Annotated in this window: 18 protein-coding genes and 1 pseudogene; 8 read left to right on the top strand and 11 right to left on the bottom strand. The window is 67.7% G+C overall.

Going from position 1 to position 17,701, the window contains the following annotated elements:
- The 3 genes from JNW89_RS36600 to JNW89_RS08230 form a co-directional block, all read right to left on the bottom strand.
- A partial coding sequence (locus JNW89_RS36600) for a LysR substrate-binding domain-containing protein (protein ID WP_309139963.1) occupies positions 1 to 308 on the bottom strand: 308 nt, incomplete at its 3' end.
- Positions 305 to 451 (bottom strand): LysR substrate-binding domain-containing protein, encoded by a 147-nt coding sequence (locus tag JNW89_RS36595; RefSeq protein WP_255540562.1) that lies wholly within the window; start codon positions 449 to 451, stop codon positions 305 to 307. The genes JNW89_RS36600 and JNW89_RS36595, both read right to left, overlap by 4 nt.
- Positions 412 to 840, bottom strand: a complete 429-nt coding sequence (locus JNW89_RS08230; protein ID WP_238448409.1) for a LysR family transcriptional regulator — start codon at positions 838 to 840, stop codon at positions 412 to 414. Before JNW89_RS08230 ends, JNW89_RS36595 begins: the two co-directional genes overlap by 40 nt.
- Before the next feature lie 72 nt (positions 841 to 912).
- On the opposite strand from JNW89_RS08230, the gene JNW89_RS08225 reads away from it, so the two are divergent.
- Positions 913 to 1,575: a type 1 glutamine amidotransferase domain-containing protein gene (locus tag JNW89_RS08225; RefSeq protein WP_238448408.1), complete on the top strand. Its 663-nt coding sequence runs from the start codon at positions 913 to 915 to the stop codon at positions 1,573 to 1,575.
- A gap of 119 nt (positions 1,576 to 1,694) precedes the next feature.
- Here the strand turns inward: JNW89_RS08225 and JNW89_RS08220 are convergent, their stop codons facing one another.
- From JNW89_RS08220 to JNW89_RS08200, 6 genes and pseudogenes are all read right to left on the bottom strand, one after another.
- Entirely contained in the window at positions 1,695 to 2,120 is a 426-nt protein-coding gene (locus JNW89_RS08220; RefSeq protein WP_238448407.1) for an ASCH domain-containing protein, read from the bottom strand.
- A gap of 29 nt (positions 2,121 to 2,149) precedes the next feature.
- Entirely contained in the window at positions 2,150 to 2,548 is a 399-nt protein-coding gene (locus tag JNW89_RS38620; protein ID WP_375155062.1) for a histidine phosphatase family protein, read from the bottom strand.
- Positions 2,549 to 2,676: 128 nt separating this feature from the next.
- Positions 2,677 to 2,763, bottom strand: a pseudogene (locus tag JNW89_RS38615) (histidine phosphatase family protein); the annotation flags it as partial.
- A gap of 69 nt (positions 2,764 to 2,832) precedes the next feature.
- A complete protein-coding gene (locus JNW89_RS08210; RefSeq protein ID WP_238448406.1) occupies positions 2,833 to 3,498 on the bottom strand; it encodes a DUF998 domain-containing protein in 666 nt (221 codons plus the stop codon).
- A 13-nt stretch (positions 3,499 to 3,511) separates the two neighbouring features.
- The gene (locus tag JNW89_RS08205) at positions 3,512 to 3,931 is read right to left on the bottom strand and encodes a VOC family protein (protein ID WP_238448405.1); all 420 of its coding nucleotides are present in this window, start codon (positions 3,929 to 3,931) and stop codon (positions 3,512 to 3,514) included.
- Positions 3,932 to 3,966: 35 nt separating this feature from the next.
- A complete protein-coding gene (locus JNW89_RS08200; protein WP_088960002.1) occupies positions 3,967 to 4,371 on the bottom strand; it encodes a helix-turn-helix domain-containing protein in 405 nt (134 codons plus the stop codon).
- Positions 4,372 to 4,496: 125 nt separating this feature from the next.
- Here JNW89_RS08200 and JNW89_RS08195 point away from each other — a divergent pair, with 125 nt between their 5' ends.
- Positions 4,497 to 4,724 (top strand): hypothetical protein, encoded by a 228-nt coding sequence (locus JNW89_RS08195; protein ID WP_238448404.1) that lies wholly within the window; start codon positions 4,497 to 4,499, stop codon positions 4,722 to 4,724.
- 102 nt (positions 4,725 to 4,826) lie between these two features.
- Here the strand turns inward: JNW89_RS08195 and JNW89_RS08190 are convergent, their stop codons facing one another.
- Together JNW89_RS08190 and JNW89_RS08185 are read right to left on the bottom strand one after the other, a co-directional pair.
- Positions 4,827 to 7,277, bottom strand: coding sequence for a choice-of-anchor D domain-containing protein (locus tag JNW89_RS08190; RefSeq protein ID WP_238448403.1), 2,451 nt, complete (start codon positions 7,275 to 7,277; stop codon positions 4,827 to 4,829).
- A gap of 226 nt (positions 7,278 to 7,503) precedes the next feature.
- Complete coding sequence (locus tag JNW89_RS08185; protein WP_238448402.1) at positions 7,504 to 10,182, bottom strand: helix-turn-helix transcriptional regulator; 2,679 nt, start codon at positions 10,180 to 10,182, stop codon at positions 7,504 to 7,506.
- Positions 10,183 to 10,279: 97 nt separating this feature from the next.
- Between JNW89_RS08185 and JNW89_RS08180 the strand changes: the two genes are divergently transcribed.
- The 6 genes from JNW89_RS08180 (at position 10,280) to JNW89_RS08165 (ending at position 17,469) form a co-directional block, all read left to right on the top strand.
- Positions 10,280 to 10,690: a hypothetical protein gene (locus JNW89_RS08180; RefSeq protein WP_238448401.1), complete on the top strand. Its 411-nt coding sequence runs from the start codon at positions 10,280 to 10,282 to the stop codon at positions 10,688 to 10,690.
- An 828-nt stretch (positions 10,691 to 11,518) separates the two neighbouring features.
- Positions 11,519 to 12,055: an NUDIX domain-containing protein gene (locus JNW89_RS38610; RefSeq protein WP_375155061.1), complete on the top strand. Its 537-nt coding sequence runs from the start codon at positions 11,519 to 11,521 to the stop codon at positions 12,053 to 12,055.
- 44 nt (positions 12,056 to 12,099) lie between these two features.
- Positions 12,100 to 12,807 carry a hypothetical protein gene (locus JNW89_RS08175; RefSeq protein WP_238448400.1) on the top strand — a complete coding sequence of 236 codons (708 nt, stop codon included), beginning with the start codon at positions 12,100 to 12,102 and terminating at the stop codon, positions 12,805 to 12,807.
- Positions 12,791 to 13,375, top strand: coding sequence for a TIR domain-containing protein (locus tag JNW89_RS38605; protein WP_375155060.1), 585 nt, complete (start codon positions 12,791 to 12,793; stop codon positions 13,373 to 13,375). Before JNW89_RS08175 ends, JNW89_RS38605 begins: the two co-directional genes overlap by 17 nt.
- Before the next feature lie 329 nt (positions 13,376 to 13,704).
- Positions 13,705 to 14,193, top strand: a complete 489-nt coding sequence (locus JNW89_RS08170; RefSeq protein WP_238448399.1) for a hypothetical protein — start codon at positions 13,705 to 13,707, stop codon at positions 14,191 to 14,193.
- A gap of 240 nt (positions 14,194 to 14,433) precedes the next feature.
- The gene (locus JNW89_RS08165; RefSeq protein ID WP_238448398.1) at positions 14,434 to 17,469 is read left to right on the top strand and encodes an N-6 DNA methylase; all 3,036 of its coding nucleotides are present in this window, start codon (positions 14,434 to 14,436) and stop codon (positions 17,467 to 17,469) included.
- Positions 17,470 to 17,701 lie beyond the last annotated feature (232 nt).

Below are 17,701 nucleotides of genomic sequence, written 5' to 3'. Positions count from 1 at the left end.
TGCACCTCGCGCCGCCCCGCCACCGCGGGCCGGGCGGCCAGGAAGAGCGTGTTGAGCGGCGGCACCGCCGGGCTCGACAGCGGCCGCAGCGCGCCGGAGGCCAGCTCACCCCGGCACAGGTACGTCGGCAGCACGCTCGCCCCGGCGCCGGCCAGCACGGCCGCCAGCACCGCGCGCAGGTCGGCCACCACCAGATTCGGCGTCCGGGTGAGTCGGGTGTCGAAGACCGTCCGCCACCAGCGGCGCAGGATCGGCGCCTCCTCGGCGTAGGCGACCAGCGGCACGTCCCGCAGGGCCTGCGGGGTCACCGGGTCGGCAGCCGATCCCCCCAGGCGGGCGCGGCGACCAGGGCGAACTCCTCGTCGTAGAGCGGCTCGGCGGTCAGCCCCCGCCGGCGGGGACGCACGCTGCTCACCACCAGGTCGAGCCGGCCGGCGGCAAGGTCGTCCAGGAGCTGCTCGGGCAGCCCCGCGGCGACCCGCAGCTCCAGGCCCTCGGCGACCAGACCGGCCACCGCCGGCAGCGCCAGCTCCGCGAGGAACTCGGCCGCCCGCCGAGGAAGACCGTCCGCGGGTACGGCGTGGCCGTGTCGTCGGCGAGTACGGCGTCGAGGCGGTCCAGCGGATCGGCCACCCGGCGGGCCAACTCGTCGCCGGCCGGGGTGGGCAGCACGCCCCTCGGCACCCGGTCGAAGAGCGGCCGGCCCACCGCCTCCTCCAGCGCGCGGATCTGGGCGGTGACCGTCGGCTGGGCCAGCCCGAGCAGCTCCGCGGCGGCGGTGATCGAACCGGACCGGTGCACGGCCAGGAAGCTGCGGAGCAGGTCGAGCGACACCTTCACATCAGCAAACCTATCGTCGCTGTGTCGTTCGCCTATTGGTCGGCTATGGATTCGCGCGCCAGCATGGTCGACATGACACGTGCACTCATCGCTCTGACCAGCCACCGCCAGCTCGGCACCACCGGCCGCGAGACCGGCTTCTACGTCGGCGAGGCCGCGGAGCCGTGGGAGGTGTTCCGGGCCGCCGGCTGGGACGTCGACCTGGTCTCGGTGGCCGGCGGCCAGCCGCCGCTGGACGGCCGGGACGAGAACGACCGGACCCAGAACGACTTCCTGGCCACCGCCGGCGTGGAGCACACCCCGAAGGCCGCCGACGTCGACCCGACCGGATACGACGTGATCGTCTTCGCCGGCGGTCACGGCACGATGTGGGACTTCCCGAACGACCCGGACCTGGCGCGCATCGCCGCGACCGTCTACGAGCGGGGCGGGGTCGTCTCGGCGGTCTGCCACGGCCCGTCCGCGCTGGTGAACCTGAAGCTCTCCGACGGCTCCCACCTGGTGGCGGGCAAGCGGGTGGCCGGCTTCACCAACGACGAGGAGAACGCCGTCGGCCTCAGCGACGAGGTCCCGTTCCTGCTGGCCGACAAGCTCACCGAGGCCGGTGCCGTCCACGTACCGGCGCCGAACTTCACCGAGCACGTCGTCGTCGACGGCCGCCTGGTCACGGGCCAGAACCCGCAGTCCGCCCGGGCCATGGCCGAAGCCGTCGTCAGGACCGTCGCCGCCCGCTGACCCGCCCCACCCCACCCCTCCCCTCTCGGGTTGCAGATTCACGGAAAGAGTGGCTGTTCCGCGCGGAACAGCCACTCTTTCTCGGTAAGTGCGGCCGCCGGTGAGCTCGCGGGGACGGGTCAGTAGCGGTGCAGGAGGCGGAAGCGTACGGCGACCGCGAGGGTGTCGTCGGTGACGGTGAAATCAGGGTCGCCGAGCCAGCCCCGGTAGTCCGGCCCGTGCCAGTACGCCTCGTGCCCGACGCGCCAGGCGGCGACGGAGTCGTACCCCTCGCCCTCGTCCCGGGCGTGGTCCAGGTCGACGTCGCCGAGCCGGACGACGCGTACCTCGGTCAGCTCGATGACCGCGACCGGGCGGTCGGCGGAGTCGACCACCACCAGGCGGTCGCCGACCACCGGCAGCGGCTCGCCGTCGCGCTCGTGGTCCTGGAGCAGGCCGGTGGTGGAGGTCTTCGTGCCGGCGAGGACGGCCGCGACGAGCTGGTCCCGCAGCGGCCCCGGGAAGGCGAACTCGGTCTTCGGCAGGTCGGGCGGCGGCGTCGTCATCCGGCGACCGTAGCCGCCACCGCGCCCGGTCACACCCGATAATCGCCGGGCAGTCCGGTGCCGCGCAGCTCGGGCGGCAGGTGGGCCACGTCGTTGAAGGCGATCAGGCTGGGCGGCCCGGTCGAGCTGTAGCGGATCACGGTCAGCCCGGCGTTGTGGTGGTTGAGACCCAGCCAGCGCCGCTCCGGAGCGTCCAGGGCGTGCCGGACCAGCCAGGCGATCAGGAAGTTGTGCGTGATCACCAGCTCGCGGACGTCACCGTCGCACGGGGCCGTGGCGAACCGGGCGACGGCCTCCGCCGCCAGTCGCGGCCCGTCGGCCCGCTCGCGCGCCGAGAATCCGGCCAGGAAACTCGCGTACGCCACCGGCAGCCCGGCCGGGTCGGTGTCGTGCGGCAGGTGATCGCCGGCCAGCTCGGTCGCGTACACCGGGACCGTCGGCAGTGACCCGGCGACCAGCTCGGCGGTCTCGACGGCCCGGCGCAGCGGGCCGTGGTGGACGCGCGCAACGGTACGGCCCGCAGTCGCTGACCGAGCAGCGCGGCCTGCCGGCGGCCCCGCTCGGAGAGCCCCACCTCCGGCGACTCGACCTCCGGGCGGTCCTGCTCGCCGTGCCGAGCCAGGTAGAGCAGCCGGGTGGCCATCGTCGTCTCCTCGTGCGGTCGGGAGGCGCGATGCTAACCCGCGCCTCGACGTCGCCGCCCCGATCACGCTCAGCGAGGCGACCGTCGCAGCGCCGCCGCGAACGTCGCGGTCACCCAGGCCCAGCCGGCGGTCACCGCCAGACCGAAGGCGACCATGGCCACCGGGCCGGGCCGGACCATCAGCGCGCCCCAGGCGAGCGCGAAGAACACCCCGGTCGCGATGCTGGTGACGGCCCACACCCGGTCGCCGTCGCGGGCGGCCCGGCGGCCGGCAACGACGGTCGCCACGATCAGCGACCCGAAGGCGACCGCCGCCGCGAGGAAGTGCAGCCCGCCGTGCCAGCTGATCTGCCCGGGCCCGCGCGGCGTCCCGGCCGGGAAGCCGTCGGCCGGGTCGGCGCTGAAGACCCCGGCCGCCATCAGGCCGAACCCCCAGAGGGCGAGCAGCCGGGGCAGCCAGGTCGAGCCGGTCACCGGCCGGCGGCGCACCGCGGCGGCGGCGCCGACGCAGAGCGCCCCGGTGGCCAGGAAGGTGGCGATCTGGAGCCAACCCAGGTCGCCCGTGCTCAACATGCTGACCGGGTGCCGCCGGAAGTCGAAGCCGTCCCGGGTGACGCCCTGGGCCAGCGCCGACACGGCGAAGACCGGGCCGGCGAGGACGCCGCCGACCAGCAGGGCCCGGTCCCGGCCGAGGGCGGCCGGTCCGGCGGCGGGCAGGGTGATCGCGTCGGTCACGGCCCCGCTCCCCTCAGGCCCGGGGGAACATCTGGCCGATGCGGATCTTGTTGCCGAACGGGTCCCGGATGCCGAAGTCGATCCCGTACGGGCGCTCCATCGGCTCGTCGGTGATCTCGACGCCCTTGGCGACCAGGTCCTCGTGCGTCTTGCGAGCGTCGTCGGTGGTCATGAAGAGGTAACCACCCAGCGCCCCCTTGGTCAGCAGCTCCCGGACCTGCTCGGCGGTGGCCGGGTCCAGGGCGGGCGGCCCCGGCTTCTCCAGCAGGATCTCGCGCTCCGGGTCGCCGGGCAGGTTGACCGTGAGCCAGCGCATGAAGCCGAGGTCCTGGTCGGTATTGACCTCCATGCCGAGCTTGCCGACGTAGAAGTCGAGGGCCTCGTCCTGGTCGAGGACGTAGATCTGGGAGCGGCTGATCGCGTTCATCGTCATGCCCATCACGCTAGAGGGTGGGCCTGACCTGCCGCTTATCCAAAACTGCTGGGTCTGGTCCAGGCCTTGGTGAAGCAGCTCGGCACGGTCGCGGCGGCGGCCGAGCGGCGCCTGCGGAAGTCGCTGGGCGACTCGCCGACGATCTGCCGGAACGTCCGGCTGAACGTTCCAAGGCTGCTGAAGCCGACCGCGAAGCAGATGTCGGTGACGTCCCGCTCGCTCTCGATCAGCAGCGACATCGCGCGTTCCACCCGCCGCCGTTGCAGGTAGCGGTGCGGGGTCTCGCCGAAGGTGGCGCGGAAGGTCCGGATGAAGTGCGCCTCGGAGACGAGCGCTATCCGGGCCAGCGCCGGGATGTCCAGCGGCTCGGCGTACGCCCGGTCCATCGCGTCCCGGGCGCGCAGCATGGCCCGGTTCGACTCCTCCACCGCACGACTCATCGGCCCCCACCCGTCGTCCCCGCCGTCAGCGCCAGGCTATCGCCGTCGCCTGCAGCTGGAGCCACCCGGTCGCGGCCGGCACCGAGGGGCAACGCAACGGTATCTATCGATGCAACAATCTTATTGTGAACGAGGTTTCCGAATTCCCCACCGTCCGGTACTTCGCCACGGCGAACCCCGTCGGGCCCGGCCAGGACGACGTGCCGGCGCTGCTCCGGCGGGTCGCGGACACCATCGAGGAACTCGGGCCGGTGTGGATCCAGGACATGACCTTCGAGAACGAGATCAACGAGCACGGTGACTGGTACTCGCTCACCGTCTACTTCCACGAGGAGTCGAACGGCGGCGAGTGACGCGCCGGATTCGGTCTGCGCCCCCGGCCGACGTGCCGTGGACGCGGAACGGGCGGTGACCGTCGCCGGCCACCGCCCGTCCGTGTCTTTCCGTTCAGCCGTTCATCGTCGCGCGAGGTCCGGCTTCGGCATGTCGCCCGGGGTGGGCTCGGCGGGCGGAGCGCCCAGGGTGAGACCACTCACGGCCGTACCGGCGGTACCCGGGTAGAGCCAGAAGGTGCCGACGACATCGGCGACCACGCCCGTGGTACCCGAGTTGTTGTAGATGTTGAACTGGTCGGTCGGGCCGATCAGGGTGACCCCCGCATTGGCCACGGTCTCCCCGGCCGCCGCGTTCAGGTTGCTGACGTCCGGCCGGTCGATGCCGCTGATGCCGTTCGGCCACACCTTCAGGAAGGTGCTCGCGGTGGGAGCCACCGCCGTGACGTTGAGCGCCAGCGCCCGGGTGTCGGTCGTCGCCACCGCGGTGGGCGTGGTGACCACGCCGGTCCGGCCGCCACCGAGGTTGGCCGGCAGGCCCTGACCCACCCGGCTGTCCACGATCCGGGTCGGCGTCCGCGGGTTGAAGCGCAGACCGTTGCGCAGGCCCGAGTCGTCGATGAAACCGACGATGTCCACGACCACGTGAGTGTCCTTCAGCGTGTAGACGCCGAAGGTGGGCAGCTCCGAACCCCACGGGCAGTCGTAGCAGTGCCGGACCGGCACGACCGCCAGGTTGGGCGTGATCGACCTGGCCCCGTAGTTGACCGTCGACGTCTTCGGCTCCGGCCATTCGCCGTTCCACGCCGTCAGGAAGCCGGCGGACGTCGGCGTCACCGCGGTGATGTTGACGACCGCGGCCCGCATCCGCCAGTTGGCGTCGTAGCCGTAGTTCAGCGCCAGCCGCACCTGGTGGTCGGCCGGCAGCTTCTGCCCCCAGTCGCTACGGCTGTCGAAGAGCCGTCGCGGGACCACCGGCAGGAACTGCCCGCCGAGTCCGCGCTCGGTGAACATGAAGCTGTTGTCGCTGGCGTAGAAGCCGACCACGTCGACGATCGCGTGGGTGTAGCCCGAGCTGTTGTTGATCGCCACCTTGCCGCCCGAGCCAACGGCCACCGTCACCGAGTTGGACCGGGTCCAACCCCGCTTGAAGTTCAGCGACGAGGCGTTCGGCTTCGGCTTGCCCGACGGGTACACCGTCAGGAAGCTCGACGCCGTCGGCTCGGTGACGGTCACGTTGAGCACCACCGCGGACACGCCGGTGGACGGGACGCCGCCCCGCCCGGTCACCTGGAGGTTCGCCGTACCGTTCGGGCCGAGCTTGGCCTTCGCGGCGCCGTTCCCGGTACGCGTGTCCATGATCCGCGCCGGTGAGAGCGGGTAGTAGGTACCCCGGGAGCCGATCACGCCGTTCGCGGTCAACGGCACCGTGCGCGGGCTGGAGAGGCTGTTGTTCGGCAGCTCCAGGACCGCGGTCCGGATGCCCGCGCCGGCCGGCACCGGCGCGACGTCCACCCGGCAGGTCTGACCCTTGGCGAGCGTCGCACCCTTGCAGGTGTCGGCGGTGACGACGAACGACGAGGCGTCGGTGCCGGTGACGGTGGCCGCCCCGAAAGTGGTCGGCTCCGCGCTGGTGCCGGTCACCGTGACGGAGTTCGCCTGGCCCCGGTCGGCGATGTACTGGTCGCCGAAGGAGAGCGAGGCCGGGGAGACCCCGACCGTACGCGGGTCCAGGCCGTTGACGCCGAGCTGCACGTACCGCTTGCCCAGCGACGTGTTGTCGGGGAGCTGGAGCCACGTCCAGTCGCCGCCCAGCTTGGTCGGTGCGGCGCTGATCGTGATGGTGCAGGTCTCCCCCGGGGCTCGGGTGGTGTCCGAGCAGGTGTCGCCGGTGATGGAGTGGGCGGTCGTCGGGAAGAGGAAGCTGGCCGTGCCGAACACCGTCGCCGCCGACCCGGTCGACGTCACCGTGATCGTGCGGGTCACCGGCGCGCTGCCCACCAGCCGGTCGCCGAAGTTGTGCGACATGACGTCCGTCGCGGCGGCGGCGTAGTCGACGGACGACTGCCACCGGATCTCGCCGTGCAGGTCGTCGTAGCTGGAGAAGCAGGAGATGCCGTACGACGCCGCGAAGGCAGTCAACGCACCGGTCTCCGGGTCGGTGGTGGCTTCCCGGACGGTCAGCGTGCCCGGAGCCTCGTCACAGCCCGCCCCGGCGTGCTGCACGTCGACGAGGGCGTACTCGGCGCTGGGGTAACCGGCCAGCTGATACGTGGTGCCGGCGGTCCAGGACGCGCCGGTCGGCGGGGCCAGTCGCCACGTCCAGTTGTCGCCGCCCTGGTCGGCGCGGAGGTTGAGCTCACCGCCGGCGGCCGCGCCGACGGTGAAGGTGGCGCCGGCGGCCTGGTCGAACACCTGGGAGCCCTGGTACCACCAGGAGTTGGGGTGGCCGTCGACGGTGAGAGCGGTGTGGGGAGGGGTCGCCGCCGGGGCGGCGATGGCGGGACCGGACACCGCCGTCGTCACGACCACCGCGGCGATGACGCCCGAGAGGACGCCACGGATGTTGGGCAAGAAGAACCCCCGTATCACTGGATGAGAAAGTGCCAGCGGACCATAGGCGGGAAATCCATCGACGGGCAACGCGGTACCGGGAGAACTGACCGAAAAGATCATCCGCCTCGTCCGGTCGTGTCACCGATGCCCGGGTCCGGCAGGGCCCAGCGCTGTCCCGGTGTGACGCGGCGTTGCCGTCAACCGGTCCACCGGCGGGCGCGCGGCCGCCCGCGCCGCTGACGGCTCACTCGATGGAGGAGGACCGGACGATGGCTGCCAGCTGGGATCGGGAGGTGATGCCCAGCTTGGGGAACGCCTTGTAGAGGTGGTAGCCGACGGTCCGCGGGCTGAGGAAGAGCTGGGCGCCGATGTCGCGGTTCGAGGCGCCACCGGCCGCCAGCCGGACGACCTCCCGTTCCTGGGGAGTGAGGACACTGAGCGGGTCGCCGGCCCTGCGGGGCGCGGCCGGCACGTCCCCGGTCGCCCGCAGCTCGGCACGGGCCCGCCCGGCCCACAGCTCCGCACCGAGTCGATCGAAGATCTCCAGTGCGCCGCGCAGCTCTGCGCGGGCGTCCGCCCGCCTTCGGGCCCGCCGCAGCCACTCGCCGTAGGCGAGCCGCGTCCTCGCCTGTTCGTATGGTTGATCGCCCCTCTCGTGGACCCGAACGGCAGCCACGAAGTGCGCTTCATCCTGCTCGACGAGGGCCCGGCAGCGTAGGGCGATCGCGTCCGATGCCGGTTGACCGACGTACCGCGCCCAGGTCAGGTAGCGCTCCAGCGGCTCCCTGGCCCGTTCCGGCTGGTCACTGCGGACGGCTGCCTCGATCCGGTCGGCGGCGCAGAGGACTCCGATTCCCGTCGGCGGGATGGCCTCCAACTGCCGCAGGGCGGCCTCCGGGTGTCCCAGGCCGAGTTCGAGCCGGCCGAGCGCCCAGCGCCCGATGCTCGCGGCGAGAACCAGCCCCCGGTCGTCGGCTCGCCGGACACCTTCCTCGGCCTTCTCGCGGCACCCCGGCACATCCGCCTGATGGGCGAGCACCCAGGCGATGCAGCAGGTGAGGTGGGTGACCCGGTGCTCGTGACCCAGCTCCGTCGCCAGCCGCAGCCCCGCGTCGAGCGTCGCCAGCGCCTCGCCGTACGAGCCGAGCAACCCCTGTACGAACCCGTGGTCCTGCAGCGCGAACGCCAGCCAGCCGATCATGCCGCTCTGCTGGCATTCCGCCACGACCCGTCCGGTGATTTCTTCGCAGCGGGCGGTACGGCCCGCGGGGAGGCAGGCAGCGGCGGTGAAGGTCAGCCCGGGCACGCCCAGCCCGGCGAGCGCGGGTACGTCGAGCACCTCGCTGATGAGCTTGACTCCGCCGGGAATGTCGCCGCGCAGCAGCCGGGTCAGCCCGATCGCCTGGCTGACCAGCGGCGAACCGGGAAGCGCCTGGAGCTGCGCGGCTGCCTGCTCCGCCAGCCGCGGGTCGCCGGCGAACCAGGCGCAGCGGACGGCCTCCACCAGCAGCCAGTGGGCCTGCTCGGTGGCGTGGGCCGCTACGCGGGGGACGGTGTCCATGATGATGCGGCCCGCCGCCAGCGGGGTGCCCAACTCGAATTCGCGATGGGCGCGTACCTGGGTCAGCGCCACGATCATCGTGGGGTCGTCCACCTCGGGGGGTGCGCGGTCGGCGAGTGCGGCCGCACGGCGCATCAGGCCGGCGTCGCTCGCGGCCAGTGCGGCGGCGGCCAGCCGCGCGGATCGGCGTACCGGATCGGCGGTGAGCTCGGCGGCGCGTTCGTAGGCGGCCGTCATCGCGGCGTGGCCGCCACGGGTACGGGCCCGGCCCGCCGCCTCCTCCAACCGTTCCGCGACGTCCTCGTCGGGACCGAGCGCGGCGGCGGCCAGGTGCCAGGTCCGCCGGTCAGCGGCATCCGGCGCGGTCGAGCTGGTCAGCGCGTCGGCAAGCGCTCGATGTACGGCGAGGCGTCGGCTGACGGAGGCACTGTGATAGGCGGCGGCCCTGATCAGGGGATGACGGAAATCGACGACCGACCCGCTGATCTCGATCAGCCGGCTCCGCTCGGCCGCTTCGAGACCGTGCAGGGAAGCGCCGGCAGCGACCAGCGTCGCAAGCTCACCCGAGCCGCCCGCCGCCGCGATCAGCAGCGCAGCGCGCGCGTGCTCGGGAAGCTCCGCCATCTGCGCGTGGAACGCCGCCTGGACGCGATCGGCCACCGGCATCGCACCCACCGGCGACAGTCGTCCCGCCCGCTGTTCGGGACTGAGCGCGGCGGGCAACTCGATGAGGGCCAGCGGGTTGCCGTCCGACTCCTGGATGAGGCGCTCCCGCACCTGGGGCGGAAGGTCGGCGGGGAGCAGCGCCGCGGCCGCGGCTCTGTCCAGGCCGCCCAGCCGCAGCTCGTCAAGCCCCGGGGCGGGGAAATCCGGGCGAGCGGCGAAGAGCATGGCGACGCCGTCCGCGTCGAGTCGACGCGCGGCGAAGACAAGGGCGTCGGTGGATGCCTGGTCGAACCACTGCGCGTCGTCGATGAGACAGAGCAGCGCGCCGTCCCCGGCCAGCTCGGACAGCAGGCTCAGCGTGGCCAGTCCGACCAGGAACCGGCTCTCCGGCGGGGCGTCGCCCAACCCCAGTGCACCGCGGAGCGCGGTGGCCTGCGGGCCGGGCAGCGCGTGGATCCGGTCGAGCCCGGTACGCAGGAGCAGGTGCAGTGCGGCGAACGGCAGTGCCGCCTCGGACTCGATACCGACGCCGCGCAACACCCGTAGGCCGGCTGCCCGGCCGGCGGCGTACTCGAGGAGTGCCGACTTGCCGATCCCCGCCGGACCGCGCATCACCAGCGTGCCGCCGCGACCGTTCCGGGCGCCTTCCAACAGCCGTTCGACCTGCGCCTGTTCCTTGGCCCGCCCGTGCAGCACGACTGGCAACCTACCGTCACGACGACTGATTCGGCATCGCGCCGACCTCCGTAGCTTCGTGATCAGACGCACGTCAGCACCACGAAGGGACCCCGAGATGGTTACCGCCGCCAGCACCGTCCAGACCGCCGATGACGCCAAGCTGCTCTGCTTCGCCCTCAAGCAGGACGCGATCGGCTCGGGCGCCAACGGAGTCGTCTACCTCGCCGCCGCGGCGATCTTCGGCGAGATGTTCGGCCTTCCCGCCGCCTTCCTCTACCCGATCGGCGCGTTCCTGGTCGCTTTCGCGGCCGCTCTGCTCTTCCTCGCGTCGAAGCCGAGGGTGAGCCGGCCCGCCGTGGGTGTCGTGATCGCTGTCAACACCGCATGGGTGGTCGCGAGCGTGGAACTACTCATCGCCGGGTGGTTCCCGCTGACCGGCCTCGGCACCGCACTGGTGATCGCACAGGCGGTGGTGGTCGCCGGCTTCACCGCTCTACAGCTCGCCGGCCTCCGCAGGACGGTCTGAATCCGCTGCGCCTCCGGTGCCCGCTTCGTGACGAGCGGGCAACACGGCGAACCGCCCGACAGCGCCCACCGAAACCACCTGGTGGGATTGGAGCCCCCGGCCGGGATCGAACCGGCGACATCTCGCTTACAAGCTCTGTGCACCGCGTCCGCGCCCATCTGCGCCCGGTCGCACGCTCGGAGCGGCGTCCCTGCCTGGCCATGTTCGTATGTCGCTGTCCAGGCTCGTTGCTGTCAGCGTTGCTGTCGACGTCCGCCCGTCCAATCAAGCGCGACCCCCGCCGGGGGGAGCCTGGTCGCGGTCATCAGCCAGTGTCGACGGGCATCGTCCTCTGCCCTCGCGCTCGGCCGGCTTGTCGCTCCTTCCGCCCCTCACTATCGAGCAGTGGGCTGTTTGCTGACTCACTGCTGACTCCGCCTGACGATGGCTGGCCATGGGCCCTACCTCCTGGTCCTGGCCGCAGTCCTGAACCTATGGAGTACCAGCAAGGGGGTCACCGACCTCAGTCGACAGGCTCGTCTGCGCCGCTGGATCTACCCGGGCCAGCGCTCCTCAGGCGGGCCCTGTCCCAGTGGCACCGCGTCTGGGCGGATCAACCCGGCCCTGGGAGCGGATGTTGATCCGGAACCCCCTCGCTAGGTAGCTCCTCGCGCCCGCCCATTCGGTCACGAAACCGTTGCCAAAAACCGGGTAATTGACGGCGAGTAGCTAAACCGCTACTCGCTGCCATCGCTTGTGGCTGCACGCCCCTAGCTTTGGCAAAAATCTGACTCGCCTGCACCGCAACCTCGCAGCAGAGACGCCATAGACCCACTACAGTTGCTTGTTATGCCCCGCGGGCCATGGACAACCACTCGAAGCAGGATCGCCCACTCGACGCCTCGTTTCAACGTGCATCAAGACGAGGTGACTCGTCCGGATGGAACTCTTGGCGAGTATGACTGGATCGAAACGTCTGACCAGGTCCGAGTTGCTGCGCTTGTGGACGAACACATCTTACTTGTGGAGCAATACCACTACCTAATCGGCCGAACACTCCAGCTTCCTGGGGGAAATGTCGAACATGACGAGACATCTGAGGACGCAGCCAAGCGAGAGCTAGAGCAAGAGACTGGATACCGGGACGGCAAGTGGACGAACCATGGAAGGCTTTGTCCACTACCTGGCCTGAGTCCCGCATACATCCATCTTTGGGTTGTGAGACATGCCTCGGCGGGTACGCCGAAGCCAGAGTCAGCAGAACGGGACCTTCGAGTGGTTCGCCTACCTATCGGTGATGCTCTCCGTGCCGCCTATGACAACAAGATTAGTTGTGCTGCTAGCGCTGCGTTAGTGTTTGCCGTCGCGAGCGCCCTCGCCAGCTAGACGTTGGGGAAAGCAGTTACACACGCGACCTGGGGGGTCCGGCCATGAGCTGGCGCGACGTCTTCTACGTCAAGATTCAGGGCTGGGGTTTAAACGTTCAGGTTGGCATAGTTGCCGTGATAGCCGTTGCTCTGATCGTGATCGGACTTTTTGCCCTTGCAAGAAGAGGTGCAAGGTGGCGCCTGACTAAGGTTAACTTCCGTTTCGCTGGACTCGGTCAGATCGAAATATGCCCCAATAACGATGTGGCTCAGATCGCTCACACTGCATGGGTGGAGCTGCGATCTCGGAAGGCTGCAATTCCTTTTGATCCCGACCATGACGTTATTGTAGAGATGTATAACTCGTGGTACGACCTGTTCCGGGCGCTCCGTGAGTTGGCAAAGACGGTTCCTCCTGACGCCATGCGCGCGGGAGAAAGCGCCCCCATGCTTGCCGAGATACTCCTAAAAGCACTAAATGACGGCTTGCGGCCACACCTGACGTGCTGGCAGGCAAAGTTCCGCCGGTGGTACGACGCCAAAATTGCCGACCCGACGATGGCCTCCATGTCTCCTCAGGAAATTCAACGCCTTTTCCCCGAATACGAAGCCCTTGTAGCTGACCTCGTCGTGGTGAGCGAAGGCATGTCTCAGTTCACCGAGGAGCTTCGGAAGCTTGCTCATGAGCGGAGATTGAGCAAGACGGTCGGCCTAGGTCTAATTGAAAGAGTCCAGAGGCTAGGAGGTACTCCAGATGGCAACGTACGGTGAGATTCGACTATCGCGGATTGCGGAAGCTGCCGCCAGGAAGAGCACTGATCCTACTCGGCGGAAATGCTTCATCTCATACCACCACGCGGACCAGGCCGAGGCAGAGGAATTTGTCGAATCATTTGGACATCTCTTTATTGCGCGGGTCTTGGGTGTTTCCGATGAAGACGACTTCATTGACAGCGATGACACTGACTACGTCATGGACTGCATCCGCGAACGATATCTGACGGATTCGACAGTAACAATCGTGCTACTTGGTCAGTGCACGTGGGCGCGGCGCTACGTTGATTGGGAGATTTACTCCACTCTCCGCCACGACAAGCTAAACCGACGTAGTGGCCTGATGGGTATCACCCTTCCCTCTGCCGAGGGAACGAGCGTTACACTTCCGCCTCGGCTGGACGACAACATCGATGGAGACAAGCTTTACGCTCGTTGGTGGAAGTACCCGTCGTCGGACTGGGCACTGCGTTCTTGCATTGAGGATGCCTTCACCGCTCGAACCACTAGGTCTCACCTAATCGACAACACGCGTGCCAGGAAGATTAGAAGCTCCCCCTGTTAGGCAAACATCCGTCCCAATGCTCCTATGGATGTCAAGCTCCGCGGGCCGTTTGGCTAGCGGAGCTTGACCTCTTCGTCCCGAAGGAATGATCGCTGTCGACTGAGCTGCTTGAGCGGCCGGGCCGAGCTAGCCGAACAATCCGCTGGCGTCCACGGGCGTCTGTCCACCCTTGCATCCGTCGTCACCCAATCAGTCACCCAGTCACGGCTGGCCCCACCTTCGACGGCCTGGCGAAGGCCTGGACCTGGTCCTTGTCAACCGCTGCTCCCGTCGAGCTCTCACCACGTCCGGCAGGTGTCGGTCCATTATGAACTGGGAACGAAAGCCAAATGGTCGACGACCGGAAGCCTGGTAGGGAGGAGCTGCTCGCCTCGCGACTGTGGCCTGCGGTGCTCGTCCCGGTCAGTGCGCTCGCCTTGCTGGTCGCCGCCGGCATCTGGCTGGCGCCCACCTTCCCGTTCGTGCCGGTCGGTCTCCTGCTCGCCACGGTGGTAGTCGCCTGGTTGCAGCGGGGCGACGCCCTGTTGGCCGACGAGACCGGACTGCTGGTTCGACACCGCGGCCGAGTCACCCGCCGCTACCGATGGGAGGAGATCCGCGAAGCTGGGCTGACCCGACCCGGCTTCGGGCAGATCGCCCTGGCCGTCTATCCCAACGGCGGGCCGTGGGACGTGCCCGGCCCCAACAGCGCAGTCCTGGTAGGTCGCATCTGGATGCTGCGCAAGCCGAACCAGGAAACCCGAGACCGAGTCAACGCACTCCTGCGCTCCCGAGGCGTCCGCACCTTCGACTCACCACGCCCCCCACTCGGTGCCTGACTTCGGTCTCCTCGATCAGGTTCCGCCGTACAGGTCGACTCGTCCGTCGCCCACCAGGTCAGCCGCTGTTACACGGCGGCTGACCTGCTGTTCTTCGGGTGTTGGTGGTCGTCGTCGGTCATCTTTGGTCGGCGTTTCACGGCCCGGTGACGGCCCAGACGGCCCGGAGACGGCCCAGCAACGGCCCACCGCGAGAGTCGCGGCCTGACGAGCCTGGCTGGACCAACTAAGGTGCAAGCCATGCCGGCACCCTCCGTAGATCTTGTAGAACTTGTCCGGCGGCTCGCCGACCGTCGTCGCCCCCGATCCGAGGCTGACATTCAGACTGATGTCCGCACGCTCCTGCTGTACGGCGGCCTTGACTTGAAAGACGGGGCGGTTGCGCTGGAGTCTCCGGTCACGGGCGGGCGCCGAATAGACGTCGAGATCGGCTTCACCGTCATCGAGGTGAAGAAGGATCTGACAGTTGGCAGGGTAAAGGAAGATGCCGAAGAGCAGCTGACTGGATACGTGCGCGCCAGGTCCAACGTATTTCAGGAGCGGTATGTCGGCGTCCTAACAGACGGATGCGACTGGTACGCCTACCACTTGTCGCCGGCCGGAAAGCTCGACTGTGTCGCTGAATTTCGAGTTGCAGCTAAGGACCCGGACGTTGACGGTCTATTGGTGTGGCTTGAGGGTGTCCTTGCTACTCAACAAGGCATCCGCCCTACGCCCGCCAACATCGTCCGGCGGCTCGGTGCCCACAGTCCCAGCCATTTACTCGACAAGGCCTCTCTGCTTGCCTTATACGGCGACTGCAAGCTTGATTCTCACGTTAAGCTGAAGCGAGATCTGTGGGCGCGCCTTTTGGCAACCGCCTATGGAACCCACTTCAGCGACGATGACCAACTCTTTGTGGACCACACCTATCTGGTCATCAGTGCGGAACTAATTGCGCACGCCGTGCTCGGCTTTGATCTAGCTAGCGGAAGTTATTCGCCCGACGACCTGCTGTCAGGGAGACTCTTTGACCAAGCAGAAATCGGCGGCGTCGTGGAGGCAGACTTCTTCGATTGGGTATTAGAGGCCGAAGGTGGCCGCGCCTTCGTGCGGACCCTAGCACGTCGACTCTCGCGCTTTGACTGGAAGTCGGTTGAGCACGATGTGCTGAAGGTCCTCTACGAGTCGGTTATCGATCCGATACAGCGACACGAACTTGGCGAGTACTACACACCGGACTGGCTTGCCGAGCGCATGGTTCACGAGACCATTACCGCTCCACTAACTCAGCGTGTACTCGATCCATCCTGCGGCTCCGGCACGTTTCTTTTCCATGCTGTCCGGCGATACCTGGACCATGCCGGGTCTGCCGAGATTGACGATGCTGCGGCGATGAAAGGCGTGACTCAGCACGTTTTTGGCGTAGATATCCACCCAGTGGCCGTAACCCTGGCCCGAGTCACCTACCTGTTAGCCATTGGATCGGAACGCCTGCAAGGCGAGCGGGGGCCGCTCGCCATTCCGGTTTATCTCGGGGACAGTCTCCAATGGCATCAAGGTGAAGATCTGCTTTCGTCGTCTGGAGACCTCACCGTCTCAACCGCCGATGGTTCCGAGCTTTGGTCCCGGCAACTCCGCTTCCCTAACCGGGTGGTTGCCGACGTCTCTAGCTTTGACAGGCTTGTCAGCGAGCTGGCGACAAAAGCCAGCACCGGTCGATCCCGGGGACAGGTTCCGTCTCTCACGGCGGTGTTCCGCCGTCACGGCGTTCACCCAGACGACCAACAGGAGATCGCAGCAACGTTCCAGATTCTTTGTGATCTCTATGACGAGGGCCGGGATCACATCTGGGGCTACTACGTTCGCAACCTTGCTCGGCCCCGCTGGTTGTCCAACAAGGACAACAGAGTAGATGTCCTCATTGGCAACCCGCCGTGGCTGGCCTACAGGTACATGCCTAGCACTCTGCAGGGCGAGTTCAAGACTAGAAGTAGCGAGCGGGGGCTCTGGGCAGGGGGCAACGTTGCCAACATTCAAGACCTTTCCTCGTATTTCGTCGTCCGCTCTGCCGAACTGTACTTGTCAGAGGCTGGGAAATTTGCATTCGTTATGCCTCTCGCCGCTTTGACGCGGAAGCAGTACAAGGGATTCAGAAGCGGCAAGTACGACAGCAGCTTTGCCACGCTCCGTTTCCGCTTCACGTCAGCTTGGGACCATGCGTCCGTCAAGTCCAAGCCAGCGATGTTCCCAGTACCGTCATGCGCCGTGTTTGGGCAATTGTCTGAAACTGCTGGCCCCCTTGGAACCGACGTCGTGAAATGGTCTGGCACGCTGCCGGCAAGAGATATCTCGTGGGAGCGGGCAGCAGAGCACCTTCATACGCAAGACGGAGCGGTTGCGAGAGGCACCGCCGCGTCCGCTTACCGGGCACGCTTCGCCAATGGAGCCACCATCTACCCTCAGGTTCTGTCGGTCGTTGAAGTGGCTCAGTCTGCCGGCCCACTGGGTGCTTCATCGGGCCGTAAACGCGTAAAGAGCAGCCGTTCCAACCAAGAAAAGCCGCCATGGAAATCCGTCGACACCCTGACTGGTTTCGTTGAGGAACGGTTCATCTACCCGGCCTACTTCGGATCGTCAATTCTTCCCTTCCGTCGACTAATGCCGGAAACGGCCGTTCTCCCAATCCATCACGGCGACCTAATGCACGGCAAGTCGGAAGAAATTGACCATTTCCCCGGCTTGGCCGAGTGGTGGCGGAAAGCCGAACAAATCTGGCTGGAGGGGCGTCCGCGCGGAAGCAGAATGGATTTGAGGCAACGGCTTGATTTCCAGCGGAACTTGACGAACCAACTTCCCGTCCGAGGCGACCGCCTAGTTTACAACAAGTCTGGGTCCATCCTGGTGGCCGCGCGGATCCCGAAGGAGCAGAGCGTAGTTGACCAGCAGTTGCTATGGGGCGTCTTCCCGGACCCGAAAGAGGCTCTGTATCTGGAGTCTGTATTTAACAGCCGCAAATTCACCGAACTCGTAGCACCCTTCCAATCCGTAGGCCAGTTTGGAAGGCGCGACTTTTCGAAGGACGTGTTCTCTGTCCAGCTACCGTTGTTTGACCCCAGTAACGATGTACACATGGCGCTCGCTAACCTTGCGGTGAGGGGAGAAGAGGTCGCAGCGGGTGTAGATATAGGCAGCCTGCGTTCCAAGGAAGCGCGGGGCGTAATCCGAGATGCTCTGGCGGATTGCGGACTGGCGGACGAGATTGATGAACTTGTAACTGAGGCAATAACGGGATAGCAGCTCGGTCGAAGCTTGGCAGCCGGACTTCTCCGCCATCCCGTCTGCCGCCGACCCGCCCTCCTGGGGAGCGGGCCGCCGCCCGGCCCGCCACGTCAAGCGGACCTTGACGGCTCGTACGGACGCTGGCGGGTCGGGCGGTGGTCTGCTCGGCTTGCCCCGGGTCGTCGGCCGGCGGGATGGCCCTGCGCAACCACCCACGGACCGCAACGCGCGGACGGAGCCCCGGCTA

It is taken from the genome of Micromonospora sp. 4G55, from assembly GCF_016803375.1.
This window is presented reverse-complemented; position numbering and strand designations above follow the sequence as displayed.

What these genes read in the sequence shown, in the direction of transcription:
- JNW89_RS08225 (WP_238448408.1), top strand. Translation starts at nt 913, where the DNA reads ATGACACGTGCACTCATCGCTCTGACCAGCCACCGCCAGCTCGGCACC.
- JNW89_RS08220 (WP_238448407.1), bottom strand. Translation starts at nt 2,120, where the DNA reads ATGACGACGCCGCCGCCCGACCTGCCGAAGACCGAGTTCGCCTTCCCG.
- JNW89_RS08205 (WP_238448405.1), bottom strand. Translation starts at nt 3,931, where the DNA reads ATGACGATGAACGCGATCAGCCGCTCCCAGATCTACGTCCTCGACCAG.
- JNW89_RS08200 (WP_088960002.1), bottom strand. Translation starts at nt 4,371, where the DNA reads ATGAGTCGTGCGGTGGAGGAGTCGAACCGGGCCATGCTGCGCGCCCGG.
- JNW89_RS08180 (WP_238448401.1), top strand. Translation starts at nt 10,280, where the DNA reads ATGGTTACCGCCGCCAGCACCGTCCAGACCGCCGATGACGCCAAGCTG.
- JNW89_RS38610 (WP_375155061.1), top strand. Translation starts at nt 11,519, where the DNA reads ATGCCCCGCGGGCCATGGACAACCACTCGAAGCAGGATCGCCCACTCG.
- JNW89_RS08175 (WP_238448400.1), top strand. Translation starts at nt 12,100, where the DNA reads ATGAGCTGGCGCGACGTCTTCTACGTCAAGATTCAGGGCTGGGGTTTA.
- JNW89_RS38605 (WP_375155060.1), top strand. Translation starts at nt 12,791, where the DNA reads ATGGCAACGTACGGTGAGATTCGACTATCGCGGATTGCGGAAGCTGCC.
- JNW89_RS08170 (WP_238448399.1), top strand. Translation starts at nt 13,705, where the DNA reads ATGGTCGACGACCGGAAGCCTGGTAGGGAGGAGCTGCTCGCCTCGCGA.
- JNW89_RS08165 (WP_238448398.1), top strand. Translation starts at nt 14,434, where the DNA reads ATGCCGGCACCCTCCGTAGATCTTGTAGAACTTGTCCGGCGGCTCGCC.